The sequence below is a fragment of the Psychrobacter sp. Ps2 genome (assembly GCF_022129405.1).
GTDB lineage: Bacteria > Pseudomonadota > Gammaproteobacteria > Pseudomonadales > Moraxellaceae > Psychrobacter.
Map to the genome: position 1 here is coordinate 45,922 of NZ_JADQAM010000053.1, position 16,027 is coordinate 61,948.

The window sequence follows — 16,027 nt, forward strand, 5'->3', positions numbered from 1 at the left end:
GCTGATTAGCTCATTCTAAGCTTATCAAAAGTTAGCTTGTCATCGGCACCTACATCGACTTTGATAATATCACCAGCGACAAAATCACCTGCTAATAGCTTTAATGACAATGGGTTTTCGATCTCTTGTTGAATGGCACGCTTCAAAGGACGGGCACCATAAACAGGGTCATAACCCACGGCAACCAATTTATTCATCGCATCGGCTGACAGCTCAATATCCATCTCACGCTCTTGGATACGCTGACGCAATCGATCCAATTGAATATCCGCAATACCTGCCATCTGCGACATACCAAGCGGATGGAAGACTACGATTTCATCAATACGGTTGACGAACTCTGGACGGAAATGCTGCCCAACAGAATCCATTACTTCTGCCTTGATATCCTCATAGCTTTCGCCAACCATCTCTTGAATTTTATGCGAACCCAAGTTACTGGTCATGATAATCACAGTGTTTTTGAAATCTACCACCCGACCTTGCGAATCGGTTAAACGGCCATCGTCCAATACTTGCAATAAGATGTTGAACACATCAGGATGCGCCTTCTCTACTTCATCGAACAATATGACGCTGTATGGCTTACGGCGTACCGCTTCTGTCAACGTACCGCCTTCTTCATAACCGACATAACCTGGAGGCGCGCCTACCAAACGGCTGACACTGTGTTTTTCCATATACTCACTCATGTCGATACGTACGATCGCATCTTCAGAGTCAAACAAGAAGTTTGCTAGTGATTTGGTCAGCTCAGTTTTACCAACACCAGTAGGTCCCAAGAATAAGAACGAACCAGAAGGACGATTTGGATCAGATAAGCCTGCACGGCTACGACGTACCGCATTGGCCACCGATTCGATCGCTTCGTTTTGACCAATGACACGCTCATGGAGCTTTTCTTCCATTGCGATCATCTTATCACGCTCGCCTTGCATCATTTTGCTAACTGGAATACCCGTCGCTGCCGCCACCACTTCGGCGATTTCATTGTCGGTGACCTTGTTACGTAGCAATTTGACACCGCTACCTTCACCTGTCTGCTCTTTTTGCTCTGCCAAGTCAGACTCATGAATACGACGTTCTAACTGCGGAATGGTTTCGTATTGCAGCTTACTCATGGTCTCATAATCGCCTTCGCGGCTGGCTTTGTCATACGCGATACGGGCTTTATCTAGCTCATCTTTTAGCTGTTGACTGCCTTTGACCAATGCTTTCTCTGCCTGCCAAACCTCATTGAGATCAGCATACTCTTTTTCCAATTCAGCTATTTGTGCATCGAGCACTTTACGCTCGGCTTGCGCGCCAGCATCCTCTTCATTTTTGAGCACTTCACGCTGCATTTTTAATTGAATCAAACGGCTATCAAGCTTACCTAAGGATTCAGGCTTGCTATCCATTTCCATGCGCAGACGACTGGCCGCTTCATCAATTAAATCAATCGCTTTATCTGGTAGCTTACGATCAGTAATATAGCGATGACTCATGCGCGCAGCAGCGATAATGGCGCTATCTTGAATATCGACGCCATGATGCAGCTCGTAACGCTCTTTTAGACCCCGTAATATCGCAATGGTATCTTCGACCGTTGGCTCATCGACCAGTACTTTTTGGAAGCGACGTTCAAGCGCTGCATCTTTTTCAATATACTTGCGATATTCATCTAGCGTCGTCGCTCCGACACAATGCAACTCACCGCGTGCCAATGCAGGTTTTAGCATATTACCCGCATCCATCGCACCTTCAGACTTGCCTGCACCAACCATCGTATGCAGCTCATCGATGAACAGAATGACATTGCCTTCTTGTTTGGCCAAGTCGCTCAATACGCTTTTGAGACGCTCTTCGAACTCACCGCGGAATTTTGCCCCAGCGATTAGCGCGCCCAAGTCTAATGACAACACTTCTTTACGGCGCAGACCTTCTGGTACGTCGCCATTGATGATTTTTTGTGCCAAGCCTTCTACGATGGCTGTTTTACCAACGCCCGGCTCACCGATGAGCACAGGGTTGTTTTTGGTACGGCGCGACAGCACCTGAATGGTACGGCGAATTTCTTCGTCACGGCCAATGACTGGATCTAGTTTGCCAAGCTCTGCTTGCTCAGTCAGATTAATCGTGTATTTGTTGAGTGCATCACGCTGATCTTCAGCGTTTTGGTTATTGACGGTATCATCACCGCGCAGCTGCTCAATGACCGCTTTTAGTTTGCTAGCCGTCACGCCGGCACTTTCAAATATCTTTTTGGTTTCGCCCTGCTCAGCGAGTGCCAACATCACCCATTCCGTCGCGATAAAATCATCGCCTTCTTTTTGCGCCTGACGATCGGCCAAGTTCAATATTTTGACCGAGTTTGGGTTTAGGTTAACGTCACCTGTCGGCTCCGAAATGGTCGCTTGATTATCCAATGCTTTGGCAACGCCATTTTTTAACGCTGGAATAGAAGCACCTGCTTGTTGGCAAATAGATAAATTAGATTCATCTTGTAGCAGTACGGCAAGCAAATGTACAGGATCAATGCCCGTGTGGTCGCGACCTAACGCTAGGCTCTGTGCTTCTTGAATGGCGGACTGCAATTTTTGAGTAAACTTTTCAAATCTCATGTTTATATCCTTTTATAATTAGTATTTTCAGTGAGTCTTCTAAGGATTATCTTAGTCTAGTGCCCACTGTTATCTGTCACTTATATAAGGTATATATACACCTATTTCAAGACAATTACCAAATAAAACCTTACTTAAAGCAATGATATTGATTATTAATAATATTTAAACGGGTTATTAATACCAGTTAAATATAGTTAGTAGGCAGGAAACGCCATTTTATTGATGTAAATTAAAGAGAAATTTACGTTGAATACGGTAATAAGCAATGGACTTATTGAGCATAGACCCAATCATAATCCGACTATGCTACTCCACAATTTCGATAGGAGTACCAAGTATCACCGCTGCCATAATTTCATCCATCTCGTCATTGGTGACAGCGATACAACCATCGGTCCAATCTCGCCTTTGATTCAACCAGCCCAAATGTCCAAAGCCATTCATTTGCCCATGAATCATGATATCGCCACCCGGATTGACCCCTAATGAATTCGCTCGTGCCTTGTCTTCATCATTTGGATAGCTAATATGGATAGAACGATGCGCAATAGATTTCTCATTTTTATAATCTAAGGTATAAATTCCAACGGGCGTACGCTGATCGCCTTCTTGTTGCTTATGTCCCGATGGACTACCCCCTAGCGCAATACGATACGACCTAATGATTTTACCATCGCTCATCAGTTTTAAAATACGATCTGATTTATCGACGAAGACTCGATCAATGACTGACGACGCAGGAATGAGGTTTTTGGGTTTTGAGATGCTTTTGACATAAGCAATAGCGCTGGTGCTGACAATGGCAGCAAGACTAAGACCAATGATAACGGGCAACCAAGGCGTCCGCTGCTCATTTGATGAGTAATATTTTTTACAAAAAAATGGCATAGACTCTGTTTCCCATAATTAATTTTTTGTCATTAATCATATGTATCAAAGCACTATGCCAGATTCTGTAGATACGTTTTGTGCAAAAGTGATGAATCACTCACTAGACTGCTACACCATGCGAATCGCACCATCTAAGCGAATGACTTCACCATTTAGATAAGCATTATCGATGATATGAGTGACCAATTTGGCAAACTCATTGGGTGCGCCCAAACGTTTAGGATATGGCACACCTGCCTCTAGCTGCTCGCGGGCTTTTTCTGGGATAGATTCCATCATCGGCGTAGCAAAGACACCTGGTGCGATGGTCATCACGCGAATACCATGACGTGCCAGCTCACGAGCAAGCGGTAAGGTCAGACCAACCACACCTGCTTTAGACGATGAATAGCTTGCTTGTCCTACTTGACCGTCAAAGGCTGCGATAGATGCTGTATTAATAATAATACCTTGATCTGCATTCTTTTCTACATGCTCGCCTGCATTGCTATCACTAGCTATGCGCTTGGCAATGCTAGCAGCTACCAAACGAGCGACGTTGAATGAACCGACCAGATTGATATTGACCCCGCGGCTAAATGCCTCAAGGTCTGCCGGATTGTTATCGCGATCTAGCAGTTTTTGTACCACTACGATACCAGCACAGTTGATTGAACCTTGCAAACCACCGAAAGCTGACTCTGCCATTTCGACCGCTGATTGTACTTCATCGCCATTAGTTATATCACAGCGTACAAAGCGCGCATTATCACCTAACTCAGCGACTAATGCTTGCCCAGCAGATTCATTTAAATCAGCAATAACGACGTTACCACCTTGCTCTACAATCGCCCGAGCCACTGACTCTCCCAAACCTGATGCACCGCCTGTGACCAAAAAGCTGTTTTCTTTAACTTGCATGATTATTCCTTTAAATTTTTACTTTTTATTAGATGTTTTTCTATTGAATGTATAGACGCTTTACTAACTCATTTATGCAGCAGACAGACTACGCAGCAAAAAGCGTTGAATCTTACCACTTGGCGTTTTTGGTAACTCGGTCACAAACTCAACCTCACGCGGATAGGCATGAGTGGATAGGCGTTTGCGTACCAGCTCTTGGATTTCTTTGGCGATTTTCTCACTGCCTTCGATGCCATCTTTTAGCACCACATAAGACTTGATGGTATGGCCGCGCACTTCATCTGGCACGCCTACCGCCGCAGATTCTGCTACTGCTTCATGCTCTAATACGGTATTTTCGACATCAGTAGGCCCTACGCGGTAACCTGCGGTAATAATGATGTCATCATCACGGCCTGAGAACCAGTAACTGCCGTCACTATGACGCTCGACCACGTCGCCTGTCAGATAGTAATCATCTACAAAGGCTTGTTTTTCATTCCAGCTATAACCCCGGAAATAAAACGCAGGTGACTGACTGACCACGACTGCTAGCTGCCCTTGCTCACCATCTGGCAGTACATTCATATCATCATCTAGTACGACTAGCGTATGACCTGGTAGCGCCATACCCATCGAGCCAACAGGACAATCATGCGCCAGTGCATGATGTGCACAGCAAGTCATGCCAGTCTCTGTTTGCCCATATTGGTCTTTGACTTGGCATTCTAGATAGGTTTCGACCCAGTTGACCACTTCGGTGTTCAATGTCTCCCCTGCCGAGTTGGCACAGCGTAAAGATAGCTTGGCCTTGGCATCATTGTGAGCGCCTTCATCAACACTATCAAACACACCACTAGATTTCATCATTCGAAACGCAGTTGGTGAAGAGGCTAAATTTGTAATCTTATGACGCACTATAAAATCACGGGTATTAGTCGCGTCAAATCCTGCTTCATTAAAATAAGTGGTAATACCCAGTAGCAGAGGCCCCGTGATGGCATAGTACAATCCGTACGCCCAGCCTGGATCTGCCATGTTCCAGTACTGATCATCTTCACGTAGGTCGATGGCATAACGCATATATAGGTAAAAAGCAGGTAACGCGGCCAACGGAACGCTGACGCCTTTTGATTTACCAACCGTACCAGAGGTAAACATTTGCAAAAATGGCGCATCTGTATCGAGCATCACAGGTTCAAACGTTTGCGACTGTGCTGCCATAGACTGGATATAGTGATCGTCACCCCATGTCTGGGCATCTTCCACACTGCCGACCAATACCATTTTGGTTTGCTCAGCCAAATCTTCAAACTTGCTGCGATTTTCTAAGTTAGTAAAAACGACTTTGGTATCGGCTTTATCCATCCGATATTTGATGGAGTCATAGCCAAAAGCGGTAAATAGCGGCTGATATACGGCGCCGATACGCCATGTTGCCAATACAACAGTCAGTAGCTCAGGCGTGCGTGGTAGCATCGTCGCTACTTTGTCGCCCGCTTTTACCCCATACGACTGTAGCAAGTTAGCGATTTGAGCACTCGCTTTGTCAAGCTCACCAAAGCTCATGCGTGTTATATTGCCTGCGGTATCTTCGTGTACTAGCGCGGCATTGTCAGCGCGGCCGTCACGTACATGACGACCACAGCAAGCCATATAAGCATTTAGTCGATCGTCCACCTGCTCGCCAAATATTTCTGACAGCAGTGTATCCATATCAAAATTATTATAGTAATCGGTATAGTTTTTGGGCGTGACGGTAGTATCTGTATCAATATTCGTCGGAGTTTGAGAGGCGGTTTTCATAAGCTAATCCTTTAGCAATAGCAGGTAACTGGTAACTGGTAACTGGTAACTGGTAAAATGGTATTTATAATTGAAGAACGGCCACATCCTATAGACCGTTTCATAGGTTCGTATTTATCATGCTCTATTAGTAACGCATTTCTAATTTTATTTCAATACATAACGTATCATTTTTATTTTATAGAAATAGAGATAATCTATAACTAATTATCATTAATTCGCTATAAGTCCGCGAAGACACCTACAATAGCCAAAGTACTACCGCATATTTTCAATTTCCTATTAAAGAATTAACACCTCAATATTATTATCTAAAACCTCACACTTAAACATCAGCTCTTAAAAACCCTAATAACGCTTTTTCTTCACAGCTTTGGTATTTCTTAGTTCGTCCACGGCGCGCTTGTTTGTAAGTTTCAAAGAACTGCCCTGCCAAAAAACGCTCAATGACAATGGGATGAATATAAGAGGCACGGCATACGGTCGGCGTGTTACCTAGCTCTGCTGCCACACTTTTTACCATATCAGTGACTAATTGCTGTCGCTCAGCGCTTTCTGGTGCACTGGCTAGTATGTTAGCGCCTGCAGACGTTTGTAGTTCGTCATAAAGGTAGCTTGCTGCGAGTACACTTGCCATCCATGTGCGAAAATCCTTTGCACTGTACAGTTTGCTTTCACAGTCCATGCCGCACGTATGCATCCGTAAGTAGTCATTTATATCGCTACTGTCAACGACTTGCTTATGCCCATTATCATCTAAGTATTTGAATATCTGATAACCTGGCAGCTCAGAACAGGCCTGAACGATGTCAATCAATCGCTCGTCTTGCAGCTCAATGTGGTGTTCTTTTGCGCTTTTGCCGACAAAATCAAATGCCAGTCCATTGTCGGTTTCACTGACATGCTTGCTGCGTAGCGTACTCAGACCATAGCTTTTATTTTGCTTAGCGTAGCGGCTATTACCAATACGAATCAAAGTGGTCTCTAGCAATTTAACGACGGCAGCAAGCACATTGGTGCGTGATAAGGACTTTGCTTCCAAATCTGCCTCCACCTGCGCGCGTAGATTGGGCAGCGCCTCTGCAAATCCTATCATCGCATCAAACTTTGCTTGGTCGCGAATATTGTTCCATGAGGGATGATACAAGTATTGTTTGCGCGATTTTTCGTCTCGCCCTGTTGATTGCAGATGGCCTCGTTCGTCTTGGCATATCCACACCTCTGACCACATAGGCGGTATCACCAATGCATCAAAACGCTGACGCAATGCTTTGTCTTTGACCGTGTTGCCCATTGCATCACGATAAGTAAAGCCGCGACCCCAACGCCTACGCTCGTAGCCTGGTTCGTCGTCACTCACATAACGCAAATTGGCACGGCGTGCGAGATGCTCGTAATCATGACGCACGTCTTTGGTCATTGTTTGCTGGTTTGCCTTTACTGTTGCCTTTGTCATAAACCTGTATACCTTTGAGAACTCATGGTTTTAGCATAATTAATGACGGTAATTTTTGCTGTTTATTTGGCACAGACAAAGTGTAATCCTGTGTAAAACATAGTTTTCAGGATAATAGCTTACAATTCATTTGAAATATGACACACAAAAAAACGCCAAGCATCAAATACTTGGCGTTTTTCGTTTTGATACTGCTATAACTTAGAAGTCATTATTTACCGTATACACATAGATAAGCGGTTTCGACGTCTACTTTTACTTGGAACTTCTGATTGGCTTCGACGGTAAACTGCTCGCCAGCGTTAAACGTTTGCCAATCATCACTCTCTGGTAATTTTACGGTCAATGCACCGCTCACCACACTCATGGTTTCAAATTCACTGGTGCCAAACTCATACTCACCAATTTCCATTACACCGACAGTCGCAGGCTTGGTAGCCGTTTGAAAAGCAATAGAAGTCACTTTATCATCAAAATAATTATTAACGCTTGGCATAATTTTCCTTAATTAAATGTTAGTTGCTATTTTAATTAGTTACTATTTTAAAACGGCTGCTTATTTAAAACAGCCTTTTACAGTCCTGCTTTTAAACTTGCTTCGATAAACTGATCGAGGTCACCATCTAGTACGGCACCGGTGTTAAAGGTTTCAACACCCGTACGCAAGTCTTTGATACGTGAGTCATCGAGCACGTACGAGCGAATTTGACTGCCCCAACCGACGTCAGACTTGCCATCTTCGACTGCTTGCTGTGATTCCATACGTTTTTGCATTTCAAGCTCATAGAGCTTAGCACGTAGCATTTTCATCGCGGTGGCTTTGTTACCATGTTGACTACGCTCATTCTGACAGGTCACTACCACGCCCGACGGCTCATGGGTAATACGTACCGCAGAATCTGTCGTGTTTACGTGCTGACCACCCGCTCCTGATGAGCGATAGGTATCGATACGCAAATCCGCTGGATTGATATCAATCTCGACGTTGTCGTCAATCTCAGGTGACACAAACACCGCAGCAAATGACGTATGACGACCATTATTACTATCAAATGGTGATTTACGTACCAAACGGTGGACACCAATCTCGGTGCGCAGCCAACCAAAAGCATAGTCGCCTTTGATCTCAATCGTTGCCGACTTAATGCCAGCCACGCTGCCTGATGACACTTCAATCACATCTACTTTGAAGCCATGAGCTTCTGCCCAGCGCGTATACATACGCAGCAGCATTTCAGCCCAATCTTGCGCTTCGGTGCCGCCACTGCCTGACTGAATATCCAAGTAGCAGTTATTTGGATCCATCTCACCGCTAAACATTCGGCGGAACTCTAAATCAGCAACGCGTTTCTCAGCGCTATCTAGCTCGCTCTGCACGTCGGCTAGCAGTGACTCATCTTCTGCTTCGACTGCCAACTCTAGCATGGCAGACGCGTCCTCTAGCGTAGTTTCAAGAGAGACCACCACATCGATGACACCATCAAGATGGCTTTTTTCTTTGTTAATCTTGGTCGCACGCTCTGGATCGTTCCATAGCTCTGGGTTTTCTAACTCCAAATTGACTTCTTCTAAGCGCTCTTGCTTACCATCGAAGTCAAAGATACCTCCGCAAATCCTGCCCACGCTCTGATAAATCTTTAATCTGCTCTTGATACGGATTGATTTCCATAAATGTTCCTGTTTTTCTAATAAAATAAATAACGCATGTGGCGCTATTTTAAATGAGATTGAGACTAAATGGTTCGTTAATTATCGCTATTGCCAATGTTGCTACTATTACTAGCTTAAATAATCTAGATCGACCAATCTTCTACTGCCCAGCGATGGGCCAAAGCATGCGCATGTAACGCATCATCAGGTGACACGCAAACGGCCACATCTGCCCATTCGAGCAATGGGATGTCGTTCTTAGAATCTGAATACGCATACGTTTTTTCAAAGGTAACACCAGCTAACTGCTGCTTATTCACCCATTTATCTAAATGGTATATTTTGCCCGCTTGGAAGTTTGGTCTGTCAGTTAGCTTACCTGTATAGCGATTGTCTTTGATCTCTAATGGCGTTGCCAATACATTGGCTTCTTCCACGCCAAAACGCTTGGCAATAGCCGATACCACAAAATCATTGGTCGCAGAAATAATCACCACATCGTGCCCTTGCTCAATGTGCTGACATAACGCTTCCATCGCTTTTGGGCGAATATGTGGCTCGATTTCGCTTTTAATATAGTCTTCTCTTAGCTCATCAAGTCTATCAAGCGGCAGACTGCTTAAAAACTGCGCGACGAATTCATTGTACTCTGTCGCGTCTAGCGTACCTTCAATATAGTCATTATAAAATTTCTGATTGGCAGTGCGGTACTGCGCCTCATCGACAAGGTCATGCTTTACGATATACTCACCCCAGAGATAATCGCTATCGACATCAAGTAATGTATGATCTAAATCAAATAATGCCAGTTGTTTTTGTTGTGTTTGTGCTTGATTTGCCTGCATGGTGAGACCTTATCGTTGGTTGCGAAAAAATATGAATCGTTTAATAAAATTGGGTACGTTATGCATTAAGGCTGACCGTATTAATTGAACAGTCTATCAATGAAATAAGTATGCGCCCTATCGTCTATCTATTTAAACTTAGCTCGTTTACTTACCCTTAGTCAGGCATCGCTATTTCTGTCAAGCCTGTTTTAAATTTCTGGCAACGCTCAGCATAATGTAGCGCTGACATTTTTAGCATGGCTGCTTGCTCATCGGTCAGCGTCTTGACCACTTTTGCAGGCGCGCCCATCACTAGCGAGTTATCTGGAATAACCTGACCTTCAGTAATTAAGGCTTTCGCCCCTATCAGACAGTTTTTACCGATTTTGACATTGTTAAGTACCACAGCACCAATACCAATCAGGCTATTATCACCGACTTCACAGCCATGTAACATAGCCAGATGACCGATAGTCACGTAATTACCAATAGTCACTTTGATACCTGCATCAGTATGAATCACACTGTTTTCTTGCACATTACTATAGTCACCGATATGGATACGATCGTTGTCACCGCGTATCACTGCACCGAACCAAATATTGGCTTGATGGCCTAAATATACATCGCCCATCACTTGCGCCGAGGCTGCTACCCAGCCATTGAATGGTGCGGCAAACTCAGGGGTTTTGTCTAAATACTGATAAATCATAACGACTCCTTGTCATCTTCATTATTGTTATAACAAACGATCATAAAAATTGGGTCTAGCGCTTCGCTGTCCATTGTGGCAAAGCCAACTGCGAAAATCCAGCGCTATTAATACACGCTGGATGTTGATTTTGATAAAAGAAAAGGTAGCTTTTATTTGCTTAGGCTATTTCTATAGAGTCAATATCTTTATAAAGACCGTATTATTAGCCATGAAATGACTATTAATCCAGTAAATCGGCTAGCTATAACCGTCTATTTTGTATATAATACGCAAAATCTGTGCCTAAGCGAGCGGACATGATGCAAGTTACCTATTCACTATCTAGTGGGTTTTGTAGTTTTCATCAATAATGTCTTCTCGCTTTTTTGTGGAAAATTTTTGTGTATCGCCCTTTTATCACCTCGGTTTGACAACAATCAAACGCCGTAAATAAAAGGATACGGAGCAATTTTATTCCAACAAAACACGATGGCACTCACCAATAACAGCGGAGGCAATCCTTGAATTCATCGGCAGAAATACAAGCAATTTTGGCACTAGCAGACGGTACAATCTTTCGCGGTGTCAGTATCGGCAGCCTAGGTCATCGTATTGGTGAAGTGGTATTTAACACAGCCATGACAGGGTATCAAGAAATCCTAACCGACCCAAGTTATGCCCGCCAGCTGGTGACTTTGACTTACCCTCATATCGGTAATACAGGCACCAACGCTGAGGACACCGAATCTGGCAATGGCCATCAAGTATGGGCAGACGGTCTTATCATCCGTGATGCCACCATGGCAACCTCTAACTTCCGTAACTCTGAATCACTTAGCGACTATTTACAGCGTAACGAAACCGTAGCTATCGCTGAAATTGATACGCGTCAGCTAACACGTCTATTACGTGATAAAGGTGCACAGAACGGCTGTATCATGACTGCCTCAAACGGCGAGACTATCAGTAGCGACGATGAGCAAAAAGCGATTGAGTTAGCGAAAGGCTTTGCAGGTCTAAAAGGCATGGACTTGGCAAAAGAATGCTGTACTAAAGAGAACTTCGAGTGGACAGCAGGTACCTGGGATTTATCAGACACCCTACTCAACCGTGATATTCATGGTAGTCATGATAGCGGTACTGGCGGCTTCTTTAAGCAACTTGGCACTCACATCGATTCTAAATACAACGTCGTTGCTTATGACTTCGGTAGCAAAACAAACATCCTGCGCATGCTCGTCGACCGCGGTTGTCACGTGACGGTTGTACCAGCACAGACCCCTATCGCAGACGTGCTAGCGATGAATCCAGATGGCATCTTCTTATCAAACGGCCCTGGTGATCCTGCAGCTTGTGATTACGCTATCGATGCGGTACGCCATATCATTGAGCAAACTGACGTGCCAACGTTTGGCATTTGCTTAGGCCATCAGCTAATTGGTTTGGCTAGCGGTGCAAATACTATCAAAATGAAAACGGGCCATCATGGTGCCAACCATCCAGTACAAGACTTAGCGACTGGTACGGTTATGATTACCAGTCAAAACCATGGCTTTGCGGTTGATGAAGACACACTACCTGACAATGTTAAATCTACTCATCGCTCACTGTTTGATGGTACTAACCAAGGTATCGAGCTGACCGATAAGCCTGTATTTAGCTTCCAAGGTCACCCAGAAGCCAGCCCTGGTCCACATGACTGCGCGCCATTATTTGATAAGTTTGCGGATATGATGGAGCAGTCTAAAACTGCCCAAGCGTAAACGGTTGATTATAACTACATAACAAGTAAACGCTTGAATTGTCCATAGCGGTTCAAGCGGTACTAAATAAAGCACTGCAAGCATAAAACGCCATGAGCGTTATCAAAAATAAAGATTACTCAAATTATCACCCAAACGAAGGTAGCTCCAACTATGCCAAAACGTACCGACATAAAAAGCATTCTTATCATTGGCGCAGGCCCTATCGTCATCGGCCAAGCATGTGAGTTTGACTATTCAGGCGCACAGGCGTGTAAAGCACTAAAAGAAGAAGGCTACCGCGTCATCTTGGTCAACTCAAACCCTGCAACCATCATGACTGACCCTGTCATGGCTGACGCGACCTACATCGAGCCGATTACTTGGCAAACGGTTGAGCAAATTATTGCCAAAGAACGTCCTGATGCCATCTTGCCAACGATGGGCGGACAGACAGCACTAAACTGTGCGCTAGAGCTAGACAAGCATGGCGTATTGACTAAGTATAACTGCGAGTTGATTGGCGCGACCAAAGACTCAATCGAGATGGCAGAAGACCGCAACTTGTTTGATAAAGCCATGAAGCGTATCGGCCTTGAGTGCCCTCGCGCTGAAACGGCTGAAACCATGGAAGAAGCCTTTGCGACTCAAGAAAAAATGGGCTATCCGTGTATCATTCGTCCATCATTCACGATGGGCGGTTCAGGCGGTGGTATCGCTTATAACCGCGATGAGTTCATCGAAATCTGCGAGCGCGGATTTGACTTGTCTCCAAACCATCAGCTACTCATCGATGAATCATTGATTGGTTGGAAAGAATACGAGATGGAAGTGGTTCGTGACAAAAACGACAACTGCATCATCATCTGTGCCATCGAAAACTTTGACCCAATGGGTGTGCATACCGGTGACTCAATCACCGTCGCACCAGCACAGACCTTGACCGACAAAGAATACCAAATCATGCGCAATGCGTCATTAGCAGTACTGCGTGAGATCGGTGTTGAAACAGGCGGTTCAAACGTACAGTTCGGTATCAACCCTGATACTGGTCGCATGGTCGTCATCGAGATGAACCCACGCGTATCACGCTCGTCTGCCCTAGCCTCAAAAGCCACTGGCTTCCCGATTGCCAAAATCGCAGCGAAACTAGCCATTGGTTATACGCTAGACGAATTGCAAAATGACATCACAGGCGGCAAAACGCCAGCCAGCTTTGAGCCTGCGCTTGATTATGTCGTGACTAAAATACCTCGTTTTAACTTTGAAAAATTCCCACAAGCAGACAACATCCTATCGACTCAGATGAAATCAGTTGGTGAAGTGATGGCAATTGGTCGTAATTTCCAAGAGTCTATGCAAAAAGCCTTACGCGGTATGGAAACAGGTGCAGATGGTTTTGACGAGCAAATTGACTTATCAAAAGTCAGTGCTGAGAAGGCTCGTAGCGAAATCATCAATCGCCTAACCATTCCAACACCTGAGCGTATCTACTATGTTGCTGATGCCTTCCGCGTTGGTATGAGCGTCGATGAGGTGTTCAACTTTACCAAGATTGACCCATGGTTCTTGGTACAAATCGAAGACATCGTTAAGACTGAAGCGACGGTAAAATCACTCGGCTTTGGTGGCTTAAACGAAAACAACCTACGTAGCTTTAAACGTAAAGGCTTGTCAGATTTGCGTTTGGCTAAATTGCTTGGTATCTCACAAAAGCAGCTACGCAAAAAGCGTTGGGATCTAAACGTCTATCCAGTCTATAAGCGTGTTGATACCTGTGCAGCAGAGTTTGCTACTAGCACGGCTTACATGTACTCGACGTACGATAGCGAATGTGAAGCGAATCCAACAGACAAAAAGAAAATCATGGTTATCGGTGGTGGTCCTAACCGTATCGGCCAAGGTATCGAGTTTGATTACTGCTGTGTACATGCAGCGCTTGCCATGCGTGAAGATGGTTACGAGACCATCATGGTCAACTGTAACCCTGAAACGGTTTCCACCGATTATGACACTTCTGACCGTTTATACTTTGAGCCAATCACGTTAGAGGACGTGCTAGAAATCGTCCGTATTGAAAACCCTGATGGCGTGATTGTACAGTTCGGTGGCCAAACGCCATTGAAACTTGCTCGTGCACTAGAGTCAGCAGGCGTTAAAATCATCGGTACTAGCCCAGATGCAATCGATCGCGCCGAAGATCGTGAGCGCTTCCAGCATATGATTCAGCAGCTAAACCTAGTACAGCCATCAAACGCACTAGCAACCAGCTTAGAAGATGGCTTGGTTAAAGCAAAAGACGTAGGCTATCCATTGGTTGTACGTCCATCTTATGTATTAGGTGGCCGCGCGATGGAAATCGTCTACAACGAAGACGAGCTAAGACATTACCTACGTACTGCGGTACAAGCATCGAACGAAGCGCCTGTCCTACTAGATCGCTTCTTAGATGATGCTATCGAAGTTGACGTAGACTGTGTATGCGATGGTACTGATGTCGTCATCGGCGGTATCATGCAACATATTGAACAGGCTGGCGTTCACTCAGGTGACTCAGCATGCTCATTGCCACCATACTCACTGTCTAAAGAGTTATGTGACGTGATGCGCGCGCAAACGGTCGCCATGGCAAAAGAGCTAGGCGTTATCGGTCTAATGAACGTACAGTTCGCGGTAAAAGGCGAAACGGTATACATCCTAGAAGTGAACCCACGTGCTGCACGTACAGTACCGTTCGTCTCTAAGTGTATCGGTACTTCGTTAGCACAGGTTGCTGCTCGCTGCATGGCTGGCACTTCGCTTAAAGATCAAGGCTTTACTACTGAGATTGTCCCAGCATTCTATGCGGTCAAAGAAGCGGTATTCCCATTCGCTAAGTTCCCAGGTGTTGACCCAATCTTGAGTCCTGAGATGAAATCAACGGGCGAAGTTATGGGCGTGGGCAAAACCTTTGGCGAAGCATTCTACAAGGCCATTATCGGTAGTAATGAGCGTCTGCCAGGTCTACCGACTGAAGGCGAGACAAAAACCGTCTTTATCTCAGTTCGTGACAGTGACAAAGCCCAAATCGCTCCGATTGCTCGTCAGCTTGCAGACTTTGGCTTTAAGATTGTCTCGACCACTGGCACGCAAAAAGTACTGAGCGACGCTGGTATCGAAAGTCAGCAAATCAACAAAGTTACTGAAGGTCGCCCGCATATCGTTGATGCCTTGAAAAACGGCAAAATCGACCTTATCATCAATACCACTGAAGGTAAGCAAGCTCAAGAGGATTCGTTCTCTATTCGCCGTAGTGCGCTACAAGGCAAAGTATTCTACGTCACCACGTTAGGTGCCGCTGATGCTGTCTGCAAATCTTACGCGATTGACTTACCGTTTGATGTCTATAAATTACAAGATTTGCATGAGCAAGCAAAGTCTATTGACGTGGCTGAATAATTTCAGTAGATTAAGCATAACCGTTAGGCTTGCCT

General features: G+C 45.0%; 11 protein-coding genes. 2 read left to right on the plus strand and 9 right to left on the minus strand.

What is annotated here, in order from left to right; translation table 11 throughout:
* Positions 1–5 precede the first annotated feature (5 nt).
* The 9 genes from clpB to I3254_RS07710 form a co-directional block, all read right to left on the minus strand.
* Positions 6–2,603 (minus strand): ATP-dependent chaperone ClpB, encoded by a 2,598-nt coding sequence (clpB, locus tag I3254_RS07670; RefSeq protein ID WP_238052346.1) that lies wholly within the window; start codon positions 2,601–2,603, stop codon positions 6–8.
* A gap of 309 nt (positions 2,604–2,912) precedes the next feature.
* Positions 2,913–3,494, minus strand: a complete 582-nt coding sequence (locus I3254_RS07675) for a L,D-transpeptidase family protein (protein WP_238052347.1) — start codon at positions 3,492–3,494, stop codon at positions 2,913–2,915.
* 111 nt (positions 3,495–3,605) lie between these two features.
* Positions 3,606–4,397 carry an SDR family NAD(P)-dependent oxidoreductase gene (locus I3254_RS07680; RefSeq protein WP_238052348.1) on the minus strand — a complete coding sequence of 264 codons (792 nt, stop codon included), beginning with the start codon at positions 4,395–4,397 and terminating at the stop codon, positions 3,606–3,608.
* A gap of 72 nt (positions 4,398–4,469) precedes the next feature.
* Entirely contained in the window at positions 4,470–6,185 is a 1,716-nt protein-coding gene (locus I3254_RS07685; RefSeq protein WP_238052349.1) for an AMP-binding protein, read from the minus strand.
* A gap of 325 nt (positions 6,186–6,510) precedes the next feature.
* Positions 6,511–7,641, minus strand: a complete 1,131-nt coding sequence (locus I3254_RS07690) for a DNA topoisomerase IB (RefSeq protein WP_238052350.1) — start codon at positions 7,639–7,641, stop codon at positions 6,511–6,513.
* 211 nt (positions 7,642–7,852) lie between these two features.
* A complete protein-coding gene (locus tag I3254_RS07695; protein ID WP_238052351.1) occupies positions 7,853–8,137 on the minus strand; it encodes a pyrimidine/purine nucleoside phosphorylase in 285 nt (94 codons plus the stop codon).
* A gap of 77 nt (positions 8,138–8,214) precedes the next feature.
* Positions 8,215–9,310, minus strand: a protein-coding gene (prfB, locus tag I3254_RS07700) for a peptide chain release factor 2 (RefSeq protein ID WP_102078362.1) whose coding sequence is annotated in 2 segments (ribosomal slippage) — positions 8,215–9,237 and positions 9,239–9,310 — 1,095 coding nt in all. Because the reading frame shifts where the segments join, the coding sequence is not laid out codon by codon here.
* Positions 9,311–9,434: 124 nt separating this feature from the next.
* Positions 9,435–10,136, minus strand: coding sequence for an HAD family hydrolase (locus I3254_RS07705; protein WP_238052353.1), 702 nt, complete (start codon positions 10,134–10,136; stop codon positions 9,435–9,437).
* A gap of 157 nt (positions 10,137–10,293) precedes the next feature.
* Entirely contained in the window at positions 10,294–10,830 is a 537-nt protein-coding gene (locus tag I3254_RS07710; RefSeq protein ID WP_238052354.1) for a gamma carbonic anhydrase family protein, read from the minus strand.
* Between the two features lie 503 nt (positions 10,831–11,333).
* On the opposite strand from I3254_RS07710, the gene carA reads away from it, so the two are divergent.
* Entirely contained in the window at positions 11,334–12,575 is a 1,242-nt protein-coding gene (gene carA, locus I3254_RS07715; RefSeq protein ID WP_238052355.1) for a glutamine-hydrolyzing carbamoyl-phosphate synthase small subunit, read from the plus strand.
* Between the two features lie 153 nt (positions 12,576–12,728).
* On the plus strand, positions 12,729–15,992 hold the full coding sequence (carB, locus tag I3254_RS07720) for a carbamoyl-phosphate synthase large subunit (protein ID WP_179799258.1): 3,264 nt from the start codon (positions 12,729–12,731) through the stop codon (positions 15,990–15,992).
* Positions 15,993–16,027 lie beyond the last annotated feature (35 nt).